The following is a 20,733-nucleotide window of genomic DNA, read 5'->3' as shown; positions in this document are numbered from 1 at the left end:
CTGATTACTATAAAAATACTGTAATGAAAAAATCTAAGATATTAATATCCATCATTTTTATAACCTTTGCCCTAACCTCGTGTACAAAATATTTGGATAAGATGCCAGATGATCAATTGACATTAGAAATGGTGTTCAATGATAAAACGCGTACTGAGGATTGGCTTGCCGGTATATATAGTAATATTCCCGATCCCTATTGGGGCTATACCCGTTCGATCGGCTGGGATCCACTATCAGACGATATGGCGCCATCTACAGGATGGGAACAGTTTGGTTGGACCTTGCTTGCAAAACAAACCGGCAATTGGAATCCAACTAGTGATTGGGATCCTAATTATTGGAGCGAGCTACCTAAAAGAATCCGCTCTGCCTATATCTTTTTAGAACATGTCAAACCCAATGCTGCACAATTGGTAACCGAAGACGAAGTAAACCTGATGAAGGCGGAAGCTCGTTTTATGATTGCTTATTATTATTCGCTGTTGCTGGAAACATACGGAGCAATACCTTTTCAACTCGGTATGGCAGATCCCAATGGCAGTGAAGAAGAGTTAATGCTAGGTCAAACGCCATTTGATAATGTCGTCAAATGGATCGATCAGGAGCTATTAGACCTGTCTGCGGTGCTGCCTGCAAGCTACACCAATACACAAAAATATGGAAGAGCTACTTCCATTATGTGCTTAGCTGTTAGAGCAAGATTACTTTTATTTGCGGCAAGCCCCTTAGTTAATGGCAATAGCGCCTACAAATCTTTTGTAAATAATAAAGGAGAGGCCATTTATAATGCAACATTCGATGCAAATAAGTGGGCCATTGCCACCCAAGCCAGTAAATTGCTTATCGATCGTGCTGAAGCTTCAGGACATAAGCTCTATTATGAATATAATGCAGATGGAAGCATAGATCCATTTATGTCGTATCTGAATATGATGTTCAGAAGACCGCAAGATGGCAATAAAGAAATACTATTCGCAAGACCTAATTCAGATTTTGGTGAATACGATCGACATGCCCAGCCTCGTGGGACAGGAGGCAATGGAGGTTTAGGAATCACCCAATCATTGGTTGATGCATTTTATATGGAAAATGGGCGTACCATCAATGATCCCCTCTCAGGGTATCGGGAGAAAGGATTTTCAACTGCCAATGAAATTCGGAATACACAATGGGCAGAATCCAAAGGAGGAGGTATTGTAACCCTAGAGGGAACTTTTAACATGTACACCCATCGTGAACCACGGTTTTATATTTCTGTGCTGTATAACGGCGCTTGGTTTAGGAGAGAAAATCGAACAACTGAATTTTATTTAGGAAGCTGGGATGGTGGACCGACACATGATGCGCCACAGAACGGGTACCTGGTACGAAAAAAAGTACACCCCGATTATGACCCTCGCAACGGTACGAATCCTTATCGGCCAGGTATTCTCTATCGTTTAGGAGAAGCGTATCTCAATTATGCAGAAGCATTAAATGAAAGTAACCCTGGTCACGCCGACATATTGAAATATTTAAATTTAATTCGGGAGCGGGGAGGTATTCCACAATATGGAACAGGGCCGTCCGCATTAGCCGTTCCAAGCAGTCAAGAACAGGTACGTCAGGCTATTCGTCAAGAAAGACGTGTAGAGCTCAACAATGAGGGAATTCGTTATCGCGATATTCGTAGATGGAAAATAGGAGAGCAGACTATTAATGGTAATTTTTATGGAATGAATTTTTCTGGTACAGAAAAAGATGATAACGATGCTAATCCGAAAGCGTTTTTCAAAAGGTCAGTATATCAGAAACGTCTTTTCTCAGAAAAAAATTATTGGTTTCCAGTGCCTCAGTCGGAAATTGATAAGAATAAAAATTTAGTTCAAAATCCTTTCTGGGACTAGGGTAATCATTATTGCATTTTTATCATGCTATTAATTTTCTAGCCGTCAACACAAACTAAGTGTATTGTTTCTAAAAGTATCGCACTTTTGGAAATAATACATTCAGTTTGTATTATGTTTTCACAATGATGGTACTCCTTGATATTGAATTTATCATTTAACTATTTAAGGAAATACGAACAACCCGTCTATTAAAAAAAAACTCCAACTTAAAAGAATCAAACTACTGTTATAAATAGTATTGCGGAACTTATGTATATTAGGCTAGTATAAGCAACTATAAGCCACAAGCACAAAAATGAATATAGAAACATTTTTCTCATCTGAATTGATTCTTGAAAACGAGTCAATTTTTATGCGCCCTTTGACCATTCATGATATTGATACAATAGAATCTATTAGCTATAGTACAGCACTAGGCGAATTTGGAGCAAGAGTAAAAAACCGGAATGATCTAACAGATTATTTTAATTTCTGTCTTCATGCAAAACAGGAAAAGGAATTATACCCACTCATCATTATCAGGAAGGAAGACGGTGATCCAATCGGATTAACGATGTTTGGAAATATCAGTTTTCAGCATAAAAGATTAGAAATCGGATGGACATGGATTGGCGAAAAATATCAAGGAACAGGTATAAATACAATTTGTAAAAGACTTCTCCTTGACTATTCCTTTGACATCTTAGATCTACGTCGAGTAGAATTTAAAATAGATATCAACAATCTCAAATCACAAAGAGCAATAGAAAAGATCGGTGCGGTTAAAGAAGGGCTTCTAAGAAATTACAATATTCAGTCTTATGGTGAAAGTAAAGGACCGTATGTTTACAGTATTCTTCAAGAAGAATGGGGAACAATGCCTAAATGATCAGTAATGGAGTTATTACGCGGTGAAGAAAAACCATTTAAATTATCCATTTCTCCAAAATCTTTTTTCAATTATGCGAACATTTTCGGCGTCTTTCAGTGTTTGAAGATAATTCGATAACTGTAGCAATTCATCATCCACAGGGTCTCCGGTGAATTCAGCTACCTGGACTGCATTACCATAGTTTAGCATTGATTTTTCAGCTGTATCATCGATTATAAGCGTCCTTTCCAACTTAAATCCTTTTTGCTTGATTTTAGATAATCTTTTTACAAAGTAGTAGTCATCAGTCACACTTTTACGTTTTTTTGTCGTTCGTGATCTTCCCCAGACAAATTCAAATGTAATATGCGCAGGTTTGATTCTTTCAACCAATTGTTTTACATAAACATCGTCTGCCGAACTCCATATCGCTAATTTGAAATCCCTTGCTAATAACGTAAGGAAGTGATCTAAATAAGGTCTTTTATAAATGAAATATGAACCCATCTTGAAGTCTTCATCTCTTTCGAGTTTATTTTGCACAGCATAAAGCAGAGTTTTGTCTAGATCCAAGACTATTAGGGTTTCCATTTTACAATCATAGGGAGATTTTCGCAATATTTTACTCGAAATTTTCAGATGTCACTAAAATTGGATCATTTTAATAATCATGTCCCTCATTTGGACCAGATAAGATTGATTATTCGAAAAAAGTATTAACAGATCACTGAATCTTAAATACTTTAATTTTTAGGAATAAGGCCAGAAGATTATTACTTTTACTTGTGAAAGGAACAAAGTAATTACAGTAATTTTTTTCTGATAAACATGCGAGATCTAGATGTCATCTATTCCAAATTTATTGAAAAGTTAAAATTAGTATTGCGATATATATTGGAAAATTTTGGGGAGAAAGAAATCTTGATGCGAAAAAACCAAGGACTTATTCAAAATCGAAATTTTGGCATCAAAAATTCTCAGATTAAAGGATATGTTTTTCATGGTTATGGTTGCGATTTTAGATTTAAAAATGAAGATGTGGATATTGAATTTGAAAACGATAATATTGGATTTACAGATTGGAGTTTTTATTTATTCGTGGATGGGCATAATTCAGAGATAACAGAAGCAATGTGTAAAGCATTTTTGAAAGAGAAAGTTGAAAAACAAGAATTAAGATTTCTAAATAGAATATATGAGATTAATGAATAGCAACTTTTATGAAAATGCGTTCTACATTTAAAGTTCAAATTACTTAAATTAATTTTTATATTCCTTAAGATGGAAATAAAAGGCAATAAAGTACACCTAAACCAATGGTTATTTCAACTTTGTAATATAGACTATAAACTATAGATCTATATTTCTGAAAAAATAAATCAGGCTATTAGTTATAGAGTCTCGGTGTCTGCAGAATTTTTAGGTCTTTTTCAAGTTTTTTTAAACGATCGTCATAGTTGGACGTTATTTGATCGACCTTCTGTTTTATTGCAATCCCGTTCTGGAAAGTAATAGTAGTAAATAATTTTATATCGCCCAAAACTTCTACGTAGTGTAAATCTTCGTTTCCCACATCCTTTTTCACTTCAGCAGAAGTTGATAATGGAAGGCCAAATTTTTTTATAATATCTTCTTTTTTCATACCAACTGATTGCGCATCTGCAAATCGGCTTTGAGGTATTGCTTGTCTTATTTGATTTTGAGTTGTCAAATGAGACGAAAAACATGAAGTTAGCGTGAAAATTAAGTAACCGCAAGAAACTAAACTATAAAATTTTCGCATAATGATTGGAGTGATAATAAAACAATGGATTACTTATCTGTAACCGTAATTTATAAATATACAGATTGTTATCTTTTAAATCGTGAAGGTTTTCTTATTTCTACGTAACTTTTTATAATCTAAATTTCTTAAATTGTAAGATATAATTATCAGCTTCAGCGTTAGTAACTCGATATATACGTTCTTATAATCAATTAATATTTACATCTCTAAAACAAAACAACTATAAATTGCTAATCAAGGATCTGAAGAGCTTTCAAATCTTTTGAGTATTATCCATTTCTTGGTGATTTCGTGCATTCATGATCGAATCCTATTAAATATTTTAATACGATTTATTATCAATCAGATGCAAAACTCCTATAGCTTATAGCAGTTTTGCATCCTGTACCATTTAATTTTAATGCATAAGAAGGTGAAGCAAGACAGCTATCAGGCTAAATTTTCAAGATACAATAAGACCTCTTCCTTTTTTCTAATTGATACCGGTATCATTTCTTTATTGGTCATTTCGAGAAAACCCTCCCGATAGTATTTTTTTACATATAAGAAGTTTACTAAATATGACTGATGGCAACGGAGAAAACCACATCTGGCCAACATGTTCTCATAGAGCTTGAGCCCTTTAGAGACCAGTACCTCTCTTTTATCTGTGAGAAAAAACGAAGTGTAACTTTTATCGCTTTTACAGTAAAGGATATCGTCCATCGATACGATTTCGATATACTCTTGACTTTTGAGTGCGATCCTTCGGTTCAATGGGGTTTCCGGAGAGAGGTAGTGATCTTTAGCTAGAGTAACACGTTCCGGATCCATTGTCATTTGCCCACGGTGCTGTCGGCATTTATCCAGCATATCATGTAGGGACTCTTTGTTTACAGGTTTTAAAAGATAACCAAGTGCTCCAAGGTTCAGCGCCTCAATGGCGTACTGATCGTATGCTGTTAAAAAAACGATCTGAAAATTTTCTGTTCCGATTTCATCAAACAATTGAAAGCTATTGCCATCCTTCAGTCTTATGTCAGCAAGGATCACATCTGGTTTTAAAAGAGGTATTTCCACTTTCGCTTCAGCGATCCCTTCGGTATAGCCAAGCACCTTGATGTCCGGCATTTCATTCAGTATCTGCAGCAGATGGCGCAGAATAATTTTTTCGTCTTCTAAAACGTAGACCTTTATCATAGTTTCCTTATATATTTTTGATAATGGGTAAATTTATTTTAATGCAAATGCCTTGTTTGCCAAAGGCTTTTTTTTCAATGAGCTCAAAACGTGCTTGCTGATTGTTGAGTCTATATAATAACTGAAGACGTTCTCTCAATATATCTTGCGCCAATGATTTCTTTTTCTGACTTGATGTTTTTTGGTGTGTTAGACCGCTTCCATTATCATCGATCGTTATGATAATTTCATTTTCCTCTAATTCAACCCGGATAATAAGTTCGCCCTTATAAGCAATATTCCTAAACCCATGTTCGATCGCATTTTCTACAAAAGGTTGCAATAACATAGGTGGTATAAACACCTCTTCGGTATCCAGTTGTTCATCTATATCTATGCGGTAGCCGAAAAGGTTGGGATAGCGCATCTGTTGCAAATGGATATAATTTTCGAGCGAGATAATTTCTTCATTTAGATCTATAAAATCCATCCGGCTCTGTTCCAGTATATCCCGTAGCAATTGGGAAAACGAAGAAAGGTAACGTACAGATTCTGTGCTGTCTCCTGTTGCGATGAGACCTTGCAGGTTGGCGATGGAGTTAAAAACAAAATGTGGATTGAGCTGGGTCTGCAAAAGCTTATGCTCCAGTTTTAGCCTACTGTTATCACTGTGAAGTAATTTGTTTTTTTGCTTTAGACTTTTTTGCTGATATACGTTATAGATAAGTGCCAGTAATCCAGCTGCCAAAGCTAGACCTGAGAACAGCATATATTTCTGTTGCCTAATGATGTCTTCACTATGCTGATTTTTACTCTTTAAAGTCAAAATATTACGGTCTTTTTTTTCTGCTTCATATTTCTCTTCTATTTCCGCAATGTTAGCCGCTTCGATCTCTTTAATGGTTTTTACTTCGAGTTGGCTAGCCATATCTAAGGTTTCATATGCTTTTCTGTAATCACTTTGTAGTAAATAGGCCTCGGACAGGCCTTTGTAAAGAAGATATCTAGGTTTATCAGACATATTCTTCTTATTCATTGCAATCGCTTTTTTGTAATAATATACTGCCGAATCTAGTTGGCCGATATTTATAAAGCTTTTGGCTAAATTGTTGTAAGCTACATCATGGATATCGTTGTTTTTTTCTAAAATGGAAACAAACGCTCTGCTCATCTTTAGACTTTCATCATAGAATCCCATGCGGGCGTAGATTTGTGCTTCGTTGTCGTATGTACGTGCTAGGGCGAGGTTATCGTTAGAGGCTAATGCCAGCTGTTTTGCTAGTTTGTTGTATTTTGCCATTTTTTCATAATCATCCAGTCGGGATGCTAGCAAGAATATCATATCGTAGTAACGTCGTTTGACAACAGGGTGCTCCTTATAGGGGTGAGCGTGATAATATTTGTCCACATATATTGCTGCCGCCTTTTCGTTTTTATTCTGATAAAATGACTTGGCGGTGAGGTCATAAAAATAGTAAGTAATCCTACTGGATGAATTTTCTGCTTTTTGAAGGAGTTCTTGTATTTTTTTCATGACAGCAGCATCCACCACGTTGCTTTCGCTGGTCTGCTGATCAAGCGAAGCTGATTTTTTTAAAAAATAGAGATCGCCAGACTGTTGCTGCACGTTCATACTATCTAGCGAAGCAGACGCATTTTGAGGATCGTTTCCCCAATATTTAAGCTTTGCCTGAAAGAAATAATGCATTGCTCTTGATACACTATCTTTCCTTTTCGAAAGGATACTGTCTTCTAAGGTTATGGCCTGTATTTTTGCCATTAGCGGTAAAGTATCTGTGGATATAAGAAAAGCAATATAATCTTTTTCGGAAGTGCTGTTTTCCTGTTCCGCCGTGCTGGAAGAACTACTACTTTGACCGCAGGAAAACAGCAACAGCGTAAGCAATAATACGGTTATATAGTTTATTTTGGTAGAAGCCATGCTAGATGAATGTAAATTATATTTAAAGGTAATGCAAAGTACCCGTACTATTGAAAAATTAGCAAAATCTGTCACCTGTCAATCTTATTTATTTAAGGATCGGATTGCACATACTTTCCAAGGTTCGTTAAAAACTCAGGTTTATGCCAAGCATAACCTGTCTTGGACGTAGCGCATAAGATTGTGTCGACTGATGGCTGTCCGAAAGCACGGATTGCGTAAATGTATCTACATTGAAGATGTTTTTTGCTGTAAGTTCCAATTGCATTTTTTTTAGGATAAAATACTGTAAAGAAAAGTCCGAGAACAGATAATACTGACTTGTGCTGTACTGCCCTTTTTCGAATCGATAGAGTTCGTTTTTCAGTGATGTACGTATTTTTTTACTCAAGCGGGCATTGATATTTGCTTCAAACTTAGATTGGACAACGCTTCTTGTTGATCCATTTCGAAGTATCGAATTATAGAACTGCAGTCCAGTAAAAATATTGATAGGCCCTTCCCAGACGCTTCGGTAATCAAGACTAACCTGGTAAACTGCCGTTTGTATCGGTAGGGGTGGAAGTCCTTTGACCTGCGTCTGGTAATTCGCCAGCTGACCATCCCCGGTAAGTCGTATATTACCTTTTATTCCAGCGACGAAATAGTTCAGCTGCGCATTAAAATAAGTCAGCGTTCTGTTTTTAAAAAGAACAAGATTGTTGCGGTTGTAGTCAGGATTCAGTTCTTGCTGTTGTCCGATGTAATCGAACTGCTGACTATATCCACCCGATAAGATTGTATACAGTTTATCCGTCATTTTACCTAAAGTATAGACTGCATTAATATGAAATGCATCTAGTACCGGATTTTCTTTTAAACCGCTTGAAAAAGTCCGGTTTCCTTTATAAACAAAGTTGGGTAGTACATCAAGAGCATTTTGCGACATATTCATTTGGTAGGAAACTTCACTGCGCAGTTCCCCCTTGCTATGTGTTCTCCATAGAATAGTCGCTTTTGGAGACCATAATTTATTTATGCCGGACTGGGCCTGTGGAGCAAGCTTGTCCTGTAAGGTAGAGTGAAGCAGGCGTGCTGTGATGCTCGGTGTCAACTCCAACCTTCGGGATTTCCAGGTATATTGTGCAGATAATGCTGTATTGTGTTCTTCAAAATTCAACCGATTAAAAAAATCCTTTGGACGATAAGTTTCTCCAGAACCATTCATCAGATAGAATGCCGAATTGAAGCCACGAAACGTGATCTCATGCGCTATCGAAGCACTGAACGGATTGCCTTTCGCATCGCGCTTTACTAACTCGGTGATCATTCCATAATAATCCACATTATTTTCAGTATCCTGCCAAACGTTTTTGATACTATCAGCCTTTATACCTTCAGCTTCGAACAGATCGCCATAGAGGTACTGGTCTACCGCATAGTTGAGGGGGGATTGCTGCCTGATCCAGCGGAATGAAGATACCAGTACGGCACGTTCGGCTAATTTCTGCGTGTAGCTCAGTAAATGGTTTGAAAGTAGACTGCGTTTTTTGATCGTTTCCAATGATCCGATACCATTGAATGTCAGTTCGCCGATATCATTAGCTTTGATATTGCCCAATGTACCTATATATGTAATGGTCGAATTTTTACTTGGATCATATTGCAGCTCTATTTTGCTGAAATAATTAATATCCGAATTGGTGTAATGAAGATCTTCTTGGTTTGTGAATTTTACATCTTCAATCGCATATTCGGATAAGCTCTGCCTCACAAAACTATTTTTCTTGCTGTTGGCAAAGCCCAGCCATTTTATCTTCAGATCTTTTCTTGGCGAAAAGATGCCATTGAAGGAGAGAAGCTTGTCGTTGTTGAAGTTTGACCGTTGCGGGTCAAACTCATTTAAGCTCGGTTTGTTCTCCAATAGGGAAGGAGTTGAGACTTGGAGACCTACCTGACCAGGTTCATTCGGATCCTGGCTCAAGATGAGATGGTCTATACCACGTAGCGTCTCCAGACCATTATTGTTGGCCGATCCCAATAGATAATATTTTGTTTTTTTTCCAAAATTCATCAGATTAGCCTGTGCATTGTAAAATTCAGTAGGGATTACACTTGCTGCCGCATCGATACTGCCTACCCATTGCGATTTACTTTCACTTTTGAGGGTTAGGTTGAGTGCTATCTTTTCAGAATGTTCAACTCCTTTCAGGTGCTTATTGTTTGAGTATCGCTGCAGTACCTGTACCTTTTCTATCGGATGTACGGTGAGGTTCTGCGTGAGCAGTTTGTAGCCTTTTCCAAATAAATCATCTCCTTCCACCATAACCTTTTCGATCTCTTTGTTACCCACTTTGATCGTGCCGTTTTCACTGATCTGCATACCCGGGATCTTGCGCAACAGGTCTTCAACGGTACGTTCTTCGCCCTGCAGATAGTTTTTGGCATCAAGTTCAATAGTATCGCGCCCGGCCCTAATAAATTTTTTTGGTGCTACATATACCTCCTGCAGCTGTATCCTGCTTTCTTCCAGCTCGATTGAAAGTTCCAGCGTATCTGAACTGAGATGAATGGATCTGTTGAGGGACTTGTAGGCCAGCGACTGAAAAATAAGCGTATAATTTCCATGACTTACCCCTGAAAAGAGGAATAGGCCTTTAGCATCTGTAAAGGAGTAATGCGAGCCTCCAGAACCATTCTCAGTAACGAGATTGACACGAATACCAGCTGGGGTAGACGATGGTGCAGTTACTTTACCCCGTATCAAGGTTTGGCAGTAACTTTGTGAAAACTGTATTAAAAATAACAGCAAAAAGCTAATTCGAACCATGCTCCCATTCATACACCTGCTCTACTGTGCCTCGAGTCTTCGTTTTATTTTCGGTACTGAATTCAACCCCTTCAGGTAGTTTGGAACGCATAATGCGCATCTGCTCTGCAATCTTACGTTCATCCTGCTCTACATATTTTTTCAGTGACATCGTAGGCAAGGTTTGTACATAGTTGCGGTCTACAGGAATCTGACCTTCGAAAGGGTAGGAGACCTTTTTCAGTAACCAATAGTGCGGATGAGCACTTTCGGTATATAGCATCACAATAAGACCAGGAAGCCCTCCAAATTTGTACGGTCCGGCCGGTACAGGGATAGACGGGTCATAATAGGCTACTACTTTTGTACCCCGATAGTCTGCGGTCGCTTTTTTACACATTTTATCTCCGAATTTCTCCTCTTCCGGGTAATCGGTATTCCAGTTGATCGCTTTAAAGGTGTGATCTTCTACCAGATAGTTTTTACTGTCCAGTGATCGGGTTTCTATCAGTCCCTTTTGTTTAGGATCTTGGATAACAATTTTACGGAATATTTTGCCTACATCCAGCACAACAGAAAGCTCACTCGACTCCATTTCATCTTCAGACTGGCCTGTGGTTGTTTCTTTTTTTAGCGAAATCGAGTCGCGGACCGCAATCTTTACAGTACCGTCATAATAGACATCCTCTTTAAAGGTTGCGACGGGCGAGGGAATATATTCGTAACTCGCCATCAGCTGTTGGGCTTTCGAAGTTAGACTTCCGCTTACCGCTAAAAGCAGTAAAATTACATTACGTATCATGGGTATTATATTTTAATTGTAGATTCGGTTATAGCGCATATGAAGAGCACTATAAATATGATCTGAGCCATAGAAAAAATAACACTATGGCTCAGATTAGAAAAGCTTTTCAATTTAGGATACCCTAGTTCATCGAAAAACCTTGATCAGTGTACATTTTTTTAATGGCTTTAAAGAACGTGTGGCACGAGCCATTGGTCGTTGTGATGTAATGATCGTAACCTACAGCATCACCGTTCACATAAATGGTTACAGACATTGTGCATCTCCATGCCTTTTCGTTCTTTACTGCAGTTTCTTTAGAAACATGTTTAGTATTCATTTCAGTTGCCATGCTCGAAGCATAAAGTCCAAATGTGGCAATCAGTGCAAATAATAGCTTTTTCATCATGTGTAATTTTTAGTGTATAATCAGTTGTTTTTGTTAATTCAGTTCGTATCCTTGTGAGGCATAGTACGATCTCATGGTTTTAAAAAAACCGCCACAAGACCCAGTACTCTGATAGGATAAAGTTGTTTCTGTATCCAAATAATTCCCGTTAGAATCATAGAATTTCAATCTGAATTCACAGAATATTCCAGCATCTTTCGCTTTTATCGGTGCCTTGCCCGATCCCGCAAATGCAGCTGAGGACATTAATCCGACAGCGCAAAGTGTCATTAAAATCTTTTTCATGTTCTTGTTTTTAAAGAGTTATTAATTGTAGTTTATACTATCAAATATAGATAGAGGGGAAGGGGAAGACTAAGGCTAAGCTATATTCGTTATAAAGTATCTGATATTCGCTGTAGCTAGACCAAAATACGTTAGCGTAGCGCAATATGACCGGGTAGTTATACGCATAAGGTTTAAATGCTTCAAGAGCCTAGAGATCGCGTAGTTATAGTTTAATCAACGAAATAGGCAAGAGCGAGATCGAAGCAATTTAACGATAGACCGAGGATAACGTGTACGTTACAAGTAAGAACTCGGTTCAAAACCATACACAGTGCAATTGTAGTTTTGAGTATTTTCTATTCTTGTTTAAAAACAGTATAAATTTTGTGTTTAATAACAATAGATTTGTGTGCATGCGTTGTAAGTGGTTTTTAGCCAGTGATCTGAGCGAGAGTTGATAGCACTTTTATCATTGGGGTTAATTTACTTTTTTTAATTTGAAGCCGTCTTAAGCTTCTCATCATTTTATCCTAAGGCATTAGAAGAGGTAACTCATTTCTCAATGGTTCTTTATAACTATTTTTCCATGTATAAGAGACATTTATTTGTGTTGTTTCTTTTAATCCGTAAAAAAAATGTATAATTTAGCGTAACACAATATAAAAACTTTAATTCGGTACCCCATTCCGATTATTAAAGGCTCTAGAGCACCTTCTAGAGCCTTTTTAGAACAGATGAAAAGCAGTGGGATTTGAGATCTCGCCGATAGGTTGCTTCTTCTGTCCGACCTTTATAACAACCATTCATTTCAAATGGATATTTAATGCTGTTCTGCGTTGTTAAATTGCCAAAACACATTAACAATTTTCCAGACTCCATTCAGTTTAACAAGATGTATTGTACTTATGGGGTTGATAGTTGTATGTTTATGATTTTAAACGAGACTGGTGAACCGAAGAGGGTTAGTGTGAACGATGACTAAATTTATGATTTTTAATGCAATACCGTATACGGTTCCAACATCCGTAGAAAAATAAATCTAATATCCCTTTCTGCTATGCATCCTGATTCGTCATAAACTGTTCTAATTCCCCCTTATCATATAAAACAGGTCCGTGTCCAAAACAAATAATCTTGGGCTTTAGGTTATAAATTTTTCGAATAGATGTCAGGTTCAATTTCCTATCCTTAGTAAATAGATCGGGCGGTTGGCTTAATCCGGAAATAGTGGTTACTAAATTCATATTCACAAGCACATCACCGAGGATTAAAACCCGATCTTTCTCTCTAAAAAATGAAATATGCCCCGGTGAATGTCCAGGAGTTTCGATAACAATAAAACTACCAATCGTGTCGCCCTCCTTTAAAATACGGGATACACTATGACCTTCTCCAGCCCAATAATGTTGCTGAAACCGAGCAATAAAGTGCTTTTTATTCGGATATTCATTCGTGACATTTCCTGATTCCGCATTATTTTTTTCAAATTCAGAAGTCCAGAGTGGAATCTTTAACGTGTTGCATAGCACAGCAGAACTTCCCTGATGGTCAGCATGGGCATGAGTTAAGGCATGGGTGGTGATTTTTTTATATTTAAGTGCCTGTAGTATGGTTTTGCTTGAACTTCTTATTCCTGCATCAATCAGTACATCGTCAATGATATAGCAGTTGATACTGTTTCTTGGTAGTAGCGGAATTTGGAATACATTTTTAGCGATCTCTTTCATTCTTGTATTTTTTTATACAAAAATGTCTAATCGCTTATTGTTTCTCCTTGATAAATGTTAAGAAATCTCGCTTCTGATTCTACTTAATGATTCTGGAGTTATACCTAGATACGATGCAATATGGATAAGGGGTGTCCGTTGCACTATTTTTTCAGAAGATGTTTTTAAAAATTCAAGATACTTTTCTTTGGCTGGAATAGACTGGAGTTTTAACAGCCGATCTGCTAAACATAACACATTCTGTTCTGAGAAAAATCTTCCTATTCTTTCCCATTGGGGAACAGTTTCATAAAGCTCCTGCATATCCTTGTAGCTGATGGCCAGCGTTTGCGATTTTTCCAGGCACTGGATATATTCATAAGACGTTGACTGGTTTATAAAACTTGAATAGGAGGAAACAAAACCATTGTCACTCGATAAGTAGCTCGTTATCTCTTTGCCATCTTTTACGTAAAAGATGCGTACCAAGCCAATCGCAATAAAATGTAGGTGCGTAGAGACCTGACCTTCTTGAAGAATATATTCTTTTTGCTTAAACTTATGTTGTGTAAATTTTGACTTGATAATCGCAATATCAGCCTCAGAAAACCTCGCGTAAGTTGAAATTAAAGCTATTAAATTATCGATTCCCATTGATCATCGTGTTGATGTGTATTTTTTTAATCTGTGCAATTTCCGAAGATACGCATATTGCAGTTATTTTATTAAAAATTCAAAAATGGATAAGTAGATGCTAGTGAAGTATAAATACAAAGAGTATGACTTGAATTTCTAGCTGAAGAAAATACGCCAAGAAGTAATTATCATGTAAAATAATTCACTTATCTTTAAGTTATAACAGTAGTTTTTGGTAATAGTTTTGAGCGTTAAAAGGAGCAATTTAGGAAATCATTCTTACAATCAATATACGATATAAAATGTCAGAAAATAAGGAAAAGTACAGCAGTTTTAGAATACCTGTTCCCGCAGCATACGAAGCGATTTTCTCCCATTTCTATGTTGCTGAAAATAGATCTTCTGCGTCTATTACCAAAACCCTGCTTCCTTCCTTTCAAACGATACTCATCTTTAATTTTGGTGTTCATGCAGAACTGTGTAGCCAACAAAATTTAAAAATCAAAATGGAGAAATGCATTGTCTTAGGACCAATAAAACGCGCATTTGATTATACCTTACCACCCGAATCAGAAATATTTGTTGCCAATTTTAAGGATGATGCTTTTTATCGCTTTTTTGGTCATGTGTCTCTTACCCAATATTTGCCACAAAGCCCGGATGCATTATTGAATGCAAACTGTTTCAATATGCTATGGACTGAACTAAAAAAAATAGGTGACCCCGACCTTAAAGTAGCTTATATCCTCGAATTCTGCAAGAAATATCTGAGACAACAAAATACCATTACGGAACATTTGATAAACTTTGGAGATACCGGTATTAGTTCGATCAAATCTGTTGCAGAAATGTATAATCAGTCAGAAAGAAACATCCAGCTCAACCATAAAAAATCTCTCGGTTATTCTTCCAAGGAAGTCAATCGATTTCGTCGTTTTCTAAAAGCAGTCAGTTATATACAAAAGGGCGCTGTAACAACTTTCCCTTTAAAAATAGATTGGTTCGAAATTATTGAGGAATGTGGCTATTATGACCAGAGCCAGCTCATTAATGACTTTAAACATTACATACATCTTACCCCAACAAAATACCTCAAATTTCAGCAAGAAATTTGTCATGCTGGAGCTTAAAATGGTATATGAGTTTCCGATAACAGCAACAGTGATTTCGTTTTCTTACAATTTTAGCAGAACAACTTCCTTTAGTTTTGATGTGTAAGATAAAATATATCAAGATGAAACACTTAATTGTTTACGCGCATCCGATTAAACAGAGTTTAAATGGATATTTTAAAACGACATTAGAAGAATACTTAATCGAAAACCATGAAGTTGAAGTAAGAGATTTATATCAACTCAATTTCAACCCAGTCCTTTCAGTGGGAGATATGGCAGGTCAACGAAAAGGAGAAGTCTGCGAAGATGTGAAGAAAGAGCAGGGTTATATTGTATGGGCGGACTGTATTACATTTATTTACCCAATATGGTGGACCGGTATGCCAGCCATGATGAAAGGGTATATCGATCGCGTATTTAGCTACGGTTTTGCCTATCGTTATGACAGTGGTATTCAAAAAGGAATGCTTAAGGGCAAGCAGGTAACTATTATTAATACCCATGGAAAATCTGATGCAGAATATAGCGCGATTGGGATGGATAAGGCGCTATCGCTTACATTGGACACCGGTATCTATATCTACTGCGGTTTGGAGATCAATAAACATTTCTTTTTTGATCAAGCTGATCGAGCAGATGCAGAAAGAATTAGCGATTGGGAGAAGCAGATCAAAGAAATATATTGATATCTACTAATGCCACCAAGTTGAGGTAATTAATGAAAAAAACCGTTTGGGAATCCAAACGGTTTTTACGGTAATAACTGTTTAAGTAACAACGTAGGTATTCGTTCTTAACAGCTTCTTATTCTTTTAGAACGATGAAAATTAAATCTTGTTAATACCTAGTGATATGTAAAGTTTTATGAGTGAGGTGTTCAGCATATTTTCTGATGCAGCGATCTGTAGCTCATTCTTTAATAAGTTTTGTTGTACATCTAAAATTTCAAAATATAAAGCTTCACCATTATCAAACATTAACTGCGCATTTTTTAACGAGAGTTGCAAAACTTTACTTTCCTCTTGTAGATACCTTATTTTTTCTTTGGTCTGCTCGATCTGAATAAGTGCATCTGATACTTCATTTACCGCTATAAGATAAGTATTTTTAAAGCTTAGTATTTTTTGCTGAATATTAAATTCTTGAACTTTTACTTCGGTTTTATTTTTACGTCTGTTAAATAAAGGTTGTGTCATCTGCGCTACAAACTGTGATAAAAATGAAGCGGGGTTAAACCAGTCACTTACCCGCATGCTATTCAAGCCTTGGTTTGCAGTGATCATAAAGGAAGGATAAAGATTTGTTTTACTAAGACTTAATTGCCCATAAGCGATCTCTACTTCGTGTTCCTTAGCTTTTAAATCTGATCGTTTTGACAGTAAGTCCGCTGGTACACCCAATACTATTTTTTGATCATCTACCATAGCCGTAGGAGATATGAAAAGTAAAGATCCCGGGTTTTTACCCATTAATTGATTCAAATAATTTTCGTGGATTTGAATTGCCTGTAATAGATCTGGAATCTGTCCTGAAACATCTTGATATTGGCGCTCAGTTTGTTGTACGGCGAGGCTACTAATGTTTCCATTTATGTACTGAGTTTTCATCATTTCTACTAAACTCTTCTGTATGCTTAAGTTTTTGCGGGTAATGAGTAATTGCTTATTGAGCATTTGCAGCGTACTATAAGTTTGTGCAGCGGAAGATAGTAGTGCCACTTGTAAACTATGTAATTGCATTTCCGATTTTAAACGATTATAAAATGCAATCTTTTTTTTGTTTTTTGTACTGCCGTAAAAATCTAAAGTCCAATTAATATTCGCATGTACAGAATAATCTTCAATTTTTCTGGAATTTAATGTCGACGCTATGTTAGTCCCCTGACTACCGTAGAATCCTTTTTCTGAAAAGTAATCCACTTTTGCCCCCAGCACTAAATTTACTTCAGGCAACCCCGAAAGGTTAGCTTCTTTTTGATATTCTTTATACATATTTAAAGATTGTTGAGCCATTCCTATTTCGAAATTATGGGCCAGCATCTCATTCAATACCCAACGCAAAGAATCATCCTTAAAAAAATCACTCCACGAATCAAATGAAGTATGATCAACTTCTTTCGATTTATTTAAATCTAATTCCGTTTTATATTGTGGCTGGATCGATATATTTTTTCTGTAATCTTCTTTTACTATTGCGCAGGAAGAGAAGAAAATACTAAGAGAAACTATGCTTAAGTTTTTAATATTAGTTGATCTTTTCATGCGTTATATTAGATTGTTTTTTTTAACTCCAAATATTTTTTCATGCAAATATTGAAATGTAACGAATAAGACAGGGATAATAAAAATCCCAAGTATAACACCCAAAAACATACCTCCAATGGTACTGGAGGCAATGGAAAGATTTCCTTGCTTCGTTGCGCCACCTGAAAATAATAACGGCATCATCCCTGCAATAAAGGCAAAGGAGGTCATCAGAATAGGTCTTAAACGTGATGCGGCCCCTTGCATTGCGGCTTCTACCAAAGAACGACCAAAATGCCTGCGTTGCAGTGCAAACTCTACAATTAAAATGGCGTTTTTTGCCAGTAGTCCGATGAGCATGATCATACCAATCTGCACATAAATATTATTACTGACCTGCATGATATTGATAAATCCAAAAACACCCAATATACCTGGAGGTAAGGAAAGAATGACTGCAAAGGGAAGTATATAACTTTCATATTGTGCCGCCAGTAAAAAGTAGACGAAAACAATACAAAGTACAAATACCGCAACAGTCTGATTACCCGCTTCACTTTCCTCTTTAGCCATCCCTATATATTCATGCGAGAACCCTGCTGGCAGTTTAGCTGCAGTCTCATTAATAGCGGTCATTGCATCACCCGAAGAAAATCCTTTAGCAGCCTGTACATTCAAATTAATGGAAGTTGCCTGATTGAGATGGGTAACTTGTTCAGGTCCAAATACAGGCTTTAGATTAACAATTGACTGTAAGGGAACCATTTGTCCATAGGTATTTTTTGCGAATACTTCTTTTAGTGAGCTTTCATCTTGACGAAATTTGGAATTTGCTTGCACAACTACCCGATAATATTTTCCGAACCGGTTAAAATCTGAAGTAAAAGTTCCTCCAAAATACGCTTGCATCGTTTCCATTACGTCTTTAACTTCCAATCCCAGTTGTTTAGCCTTTATAGCATCAACGTCAATCATATATTGTGGAAATTTTGCATTATAAGAGGTAAACGCCGATGCTATTTCCTTCCTTTGGGATAATGATTTTAAGAAACTATCGGTTATTGTTGCAAATTCCTGAATATCGCCTCCTGAATTATCTTTGAGAACAACATCTAGTGCATCCACATTTCCAAAACCTGGTACTGTGGGCATAGAAAATGTCAATTGCTTTCCTTCCGGTAATTGATTAAAATAGTACCGTATAGAATCCATGATTACATTGATATCATGATTGATCGCTCTATCTTTAGGCTGTTTTAGAATGGAATAAGATGCCGCGTACGAAGGGGATGCGGTACCTGCCAAAAGGTTATTGCCATTAACCATCGCATTATAGTACATACCGTCTATGTTGCCTAGCTTCTCACTAAGCTTTGCTGTGACTTCTTTTGTCCTTTCTAATGATGTTCCTGGCGACAAACTAAAGGCAGTCATAACCAGACTCTGATCTTCTGTCGGGATAAATGCTTTCGGTGTGCTTTTTGCAAGGAGTACTGTAATGATACTTACGATTACCAACCCAGTTATAGCGAGCCACTTCTTCTTTATCAATAAATAAACGATCTTTTTATATTTATTTGTGGCGGCATCAAAACCGACATTAAACACATAAAAAAATCTTTGTAGGCCTTTAGTTTTCTTATTGCTTTCGGTGTGCTGTTCTTTTAATAGAATAGCACATAGGGCAGGACTAAGGGTTAGTGCGTTAATGGCAGAAAGGGCGATAGCAATAGCCAGAGTAAATGCAAATTGTTTATAAAAAACTCCTACAGGCCCTTCTATTAATCCAATTGGTAAAAATACGGCAGACATAATTAAGGTAATCGACAATATTGGTCCTGTAATTTCACCCATTGCCGAAATTGTAGCCGATTTAGCACTCTGATTTTTTCCATGCAGCTTACTATGTACTGCTTCGACTACTACAATTGCATCATCAACCACAATACCAATAGCCAATACCATAGCAAATAAAGTAAGCAGATTGATCGTAAAACCAAAAATACTCATGAAAAAGAATGTGCCGATAATAGAAACCGGAACTGCAATTGCAGGGATTAATGTGGATCGGAAATCTTGCAGAAATAGAAAAACGACTAGAAAGACTAAAATAAATGCCTCTATCAACGTACTTTTTACTTGACTAATGGAAGCATCCAAAAAGGTTTTGGTGCTATAAGCAATATAATACTTGATACCTTCAGGAAAATCTTTCTCAGCCTTTTCCATGAATTTGAGTATTTCTTTTTGGATTTCATTTGCGTTTGAACCTGGAGTCTGAAAAATTGCTACTCCAGTACCTGGGTTTCCATTTAGCGTTTGTGCAGTTGCAAAAGAATGATCTAGCGAACCTAATTCTACTTTCGCTACATCTCCTAATTTTAAAACTAAGCCATCAGCATTTGCGCGGATAACGATATTTTTATACTGCTCTATATCATTAAATTTACCCTGATATTTTAAACTGTATTCAAAAGAAAGGTCGCTACCTTCGCCAAATTTGCCAGGAGCTGCCTCTATGTTTTGATTATCAATTGCTTGCAGTACTTCTTTTGCGTCAATGTTAGCGTTAGCCATCTTGGCAGGGTCTAACCAAATGCGCATCGCATAATCTTTGCTTCCAAAAACCTGTGCTTTTCCAACGCCGGGAATACGTTGGATGTATGGAACAATATTGATTAAGTCATAATTATTCAAGAATGTAGCATCATACTTCGGATTTGTACTTTCAAAATCAATGATCATAATCATACTGTTATTTTGCTTAGCTGTACTGATACCATTATCAATGACTTCCTTAGGAAGCTGACTCGTCACCTGTGCTACACGATTTTGTACATTTACTGCAGCCTGGTCCGGATCAGTACCTAGCTTAAAGAACACCGTGATATTTAGATTTCCATCATTAGACGAAGAGGATGTCATATACATCATGTTCTCTACACCATTTATAGCTTGTTCCAGAGGGATAGCGGCAGAGCGAGCCACAGTTTCTGAATTTGCTCCGGGATAACGCGCACTGACGACTACAGATGGAGGAGCGATTTCTGGAAAAGTTTCCATTGGTAAACGTATCATTGCCAAAACTCCCATGATCACCATTAAAAAAGCGATTACAGTTGCGGTAACCGGTCTATTTATTATTTTCTTTAACATC

The 20,733-nt window shown here is 36.9% G+C and carries 17 protein-coding genes; 5 read left to right on the top strand and 12 right to left on the bottom strand.

Annotation, left to right across the window (positions count from 1 at the left end; translation table 11 throughout):
* Window positions 1-23 precede the first annotated feature (23 nt).
* Together FHR29_RS11630 and FHR29_RS11625 are read left to right on the top strand one after the other, a co-directional pair.
* A complete protein-coding gene (locus tag FHR29_RS11630; RefSeq protein WP_183914816.1) occupies window positions 24-1,889 on the top strand; it encodes a RagB/SusD family nutrient uptake outer membrane protein in 1,866 nt (621 codons plus the stop codon).
* Window positions 1,890-2,187: 298 nt separating this feature from the next.
* On the top strand, window positions 2,188-2,760 hold the full coding sequence (locus tag FHR29_RS11625; protein WP_183914815.1) for a GNAT family N-acetyltransferase: 573 nt from the start codon (window positions 2,188-2,190) through the stop codon (window positions 2,758-2,760).
* 42 nt (window positions 2,761-2,802) lie between these two features.
* On the opposite strand, the gene FHR29_RS11620 is transcribed toward FHR29_RS11625, so the two are convergent.
* Window positions 2,803-3,333 (bottom strand): HAD family hydrolase, encoded by a 531-nt coding sequence (locus tag FHR29_RS11620; protein WP_183914812.1) that lies wholly within the window; start codon window positions 3,331-3,333, stop codon window positions 2,803-2,805.
* A gap of 237 nt (window positions 3,334-3,570) precedes the next feature.
* Between FHR29_RS11620 and FHR29_RS11615 the strand changes: the two genes are divergently transcribed.
* Window positions 3,571-3,954 (top strand): DUF6896 domain-containing protein, encoded by a 384-nt coding sequence (locus FHR29_RS11615; RefSeq protein ID WP_132846005.1) that lies wholly within the window; start codon window positions 3,571-3,573, stop codon window positions 3,952-3,954.
* A gap of 175 nt (window positions 3,955-4,129) precedes the next feature.
* Here the strand turns inward: FHR29_RS11615 and FHR29_RS11610 are convergent, their stop codons facing one another.
* From FHR29_RS11610 to FHR29_RS11570, 9 genes are all read right to left on the bottom strand, one after another.
* A complete protein-coding gene (locus FHR29_RS11610) occupies window positions 4,130-4,525 on the bottom strand; it encodes a hypothetical protein (protein ID WP_168125920.1) in 396 nt (131 codons plus the stop codon).
* 432 nt (window positions 4,526-4,957) lie between these two features.
* Entirely contained in the window at window positions 4,958-5,707 is a 750-nt protein-coding gene (locus tag FHR29_RS11605) for a LytTR family DNA-binding domain-containing protein (RefSeq protein ID WP_221197848.1), read from the bottom strand.
* A 7-nt stretch (window positions 5,708-5,714) separates the two neighbouring features.
* Window positions 5,715-7,628 carry a histidine kinase gene (locus tag FHR29_RS11600; RefSeq protein ID WP_183914810.1) on the bottom strand — a complete coding sequence of 638 codons (1,914 nt, stop codon included), beginning with the start codon at window positions 7,626-7,628 and terminating at the stop codon, window positions 5,715-5,717.
* Window positions 7,629-7,755: 127 nt separating this feature from the next.
* Window positions 7,756-10,374, bottom strand: coding sequence for a carboxypeptidase-like regulatory domain-containing protein (locus FHR29_RS11595; RefSeq protein WP_183914808.1), 2,619 nt, complete (start codon window positions 10,372-10,374; stop codon window positions 7,756-7,758).
* A 49-nt stretch (window positions 10,375-10,423) separates the two neighbouring features.
* Window positions 10,424-11,218, bottom strand: a complete 795-nt coding sequence (locus tag FHR29_RS11590) for a GLPGLI family protein (RefSeq protein WP_132771156.1) — start codon at window positions 11,216-11,218, stop codon at window positions 10,424-10,426.
* 124 nt (window positions 11,219-11,342) lie between these two features.
* Window positions 11,343-11,609 carry a hypothetical protein gene (locus FHR29_RS11585; RefSeq protein WP_132771157.1) on the bottom strand — a complete coding sequence of 89 codons (267 nt, stop codon included), beginning with the start codon at window positions 11,607-11,609 and terminating at the stop codon, window positions 11,343-11,345.
* Between the two features lie 33 nt (window positions 11,610-11,642).
* Entirely contained in the window at window positions 11,643-11,894 is a 252-nt protein-coding gene (locus tag FHR29_RS11580; RefSeq protein ID WP_132771158.1) for a hypothetical protein, read from the bottom strand.
* A gap of 1,037 nt (window positions 11,895-12,931) precedes the next feature.
* On the bottom strand, window positions 12,932-13,603 hold the full coding sequence (locus FHR29_RS11575; RefSeq protein ID WP_183914806.1) for an MBL fold metallo-hydrolase: 672 nt from the start codon (window positions 13,601-13,603) through the stop codon (window positions 12,932-12,934).
* Window positions 13,604-13,660: 57 nt separating this feature from the next.
* The gene (locus FHR29_RS11570) at window positions 13,661-14,236 is read right to left on the bottom strand and encodes a Crp/Fnr family transcriptional regulator (RefSeq protein WP_183914804.1); all 576 of its coding nucleotides are present in this window, start codon (window positions 14,234-14,236) and stop codon (window positions 13,661-13,663) included.
* Between the two features lie 284 nt (window positions 14,237-14,520).
* Here FHR29_RS11570 and FHR29_RS11565 point away from each other — a divergent pair, with 284 nt between their 5' ends.
* Window positions 14,521-15,348, top strand: a complete 828-nt coding sequence (locus tag FHR29_RS11565) for an AraC family transcriptional regulator (RefSeq protein WP_183914802.1) — start codon at window positions 14,521-14,523, stop codon at window positions 15,346-15,348.
* Window positions 15,349-15,452: 104 nt separating this feature from the next.
* The gene (locus tag FHR29_RS11560; RefSeq protein WP_183914800.1) at window positions 15,453-16,019 is read left to right on the top strand and encodes an NAD(P)H-dependent oxidoreductase; all 567 of its coding nucleotides are present in this window, start codon (window positions 15,453-15,455) and stop codon (window positions 16,017-16,019) included.
* Between the two features lie 141 nt (window positions 16,020-16,160).
* Here the strand turns inward: FHR29_RS11560 and FHR29_RS11555 are convergent, their stop codons facing one another.
* Complete coding sequence (locus FHR29_RS11555) at window positions 16,161-17,594, bottom strand: TolC family protein (RefSeq protein ID WP_183914798.1); 1,434 nt, start codon at window positions 17,592-17,594, stop codon at window positions 16,161-16,163.
* Window positions 17,595-17,597: 3 nt separating this feature from the next.
* Window positions 17,598-20,732, bottom strand: coding sequence for an efflux RND transporter permease subunit (locus FHR29_RS11550; protein WP_132845985.1), 3,135 nt, complete (start codon window positions 20,730-20,732; stop codon window positions 17,598-17,600).
* Between the last annotated feature and the right edge of the window lies 1 nt (window position 20,733).

This window comes from Sphingobacterium sp. JUb56 (genome assembly GCF_014191365.1).
GTDB lineage: Bacteria > Bacteroidota > Bacteroidia > Sphingobacteriales > Sphingobacteriaceae > Sphingobacterium > Sphingobacterium anhuiense.
Note: the sequence above shows the minus strand (reverse complement) of the source record. Positions and strands in the feature narration are given on the sequence as shown.

What these genes read in the sequence shown, in the direction of transcription:
- FHR29_RS11560 (WP_183914800.1), top strand. Translation starts at nt 15,453, where the DNA reads ATGAAACACTTAATTGTTTACGCGCATCCGATTAAACAGAGTTTAAAT.
- FHR29_RS11625 (WP_183914815.1), top strand. Translation starts at nt 2,188, where the DNA reads ATGAATATAGAAACATTTTTCTCATCTGAATTGATTCTTGAAAACGAG.
- FHR29_RS11620 (WP_183914812.1), bottom strand. Translation starts at nt 3,333, where the DNA reads ATGGAAACCCTAATAGTCTTGGATCTAGACAAAACTCTGCTTTATGCT.
- FHR29_RS11630 (WP_183914816.1), top strand. Translation starts at nt 24, where the DNA reads ATGAAAAAATCTAAGATATTAATATCCATCATTTTTATAACCTTTGCC.
- FHR29_RS11610 (WP_168125920.1), bottom strand. Translation starts at nt 4,525, where the DNA reads ATGCGAAAATTTTATAGTTTAGTTTCTTGCGGTTACTTAATTTTCACG.
- FHR29_RS11570 (WP_183914804.1), bottom strand. Translation starts at nt 14,236, where the DNA reads ATGGGAATCGATAATTTAATAGCTTTAATTTCAACTTACGCGAGGTTT.
- FHR29_RS11590 (WP_132771156.1), bottom strand. Translation starts at nt 11,218, where the DNA reads ATGATACGTAATGTAATTTTACTGCTTTTAGCGGTAAGCGGAAGTCTA.
- FHR29_RS11605 (WP_221197848.1), bottom strand. Translation starts at nt 5,707, where the DNA reads ATGATAAAGGTCTACGTTTTAGAAGACGAAAAAATTATTCTGCGCCAT.
- FHR29_RS11585 (WP_132771157.1), bottom strand. Translation starts at nt 11,609, where the DNA reads ATGATGAAAAAGCTATTATTTGCACTGATTGCCACATTTGGACTTTAT.
- FHR29_RS11565 (WP_183914802.1), top strand. Translation starts at nt 14,521, where the DNA reads ATGTCAGAAAATAAGGAAAAGTACAGCAGTTTTAGAATACCTGTTCCC.
- FHR29_RS11600 (WP_183914810.1), bottom strand. Translation starts at nt 7,628, where the DNA reads ATGGCTTCTACCAAAATAAACTATATAACCGTATTATTGCTTACGCTG.
- FHR29_RS11575 (WP_183914806.1), bottom strand. Translation starts at nt 13,603, where the DNA reads ATGAAAGAGATCGCTAAAAATGTATTCCAAATTCCGCTACTACCAAGA.
- FHR29_RS11615 (WP_132846005.1), top strand. Translation starts at nt 3,571, where the DNA reads ATGCGAGATCTAGATGTCATCTATTCCAAATTTATTGAAAAGTTAAAA.
- FHR29_RS11555 (WP_183914798.1), bottom strand. Translation starts at nt 17,594, where the DNA reads ATGAAAAGATCAACTAATATTAAAAACTTAAGCATAGTTTCTCTTAGT.
- FHR29_RS11580 (WP_132771158.1), bottom strand. Translation starts at nt 11,894, where the DNA reads ATGAAAAAGATTTTAATGACACTTTGCGCTGTCGGATTAATGTCCTCA.
- FHR29_RS11550 (WP_132845985.1), bottom strand. Translation starts at nt 20,732, where the DNA reads ATGTTAAAGAAAATAATAAATAGACCGGTTACCGCAACTGTAATCGCT.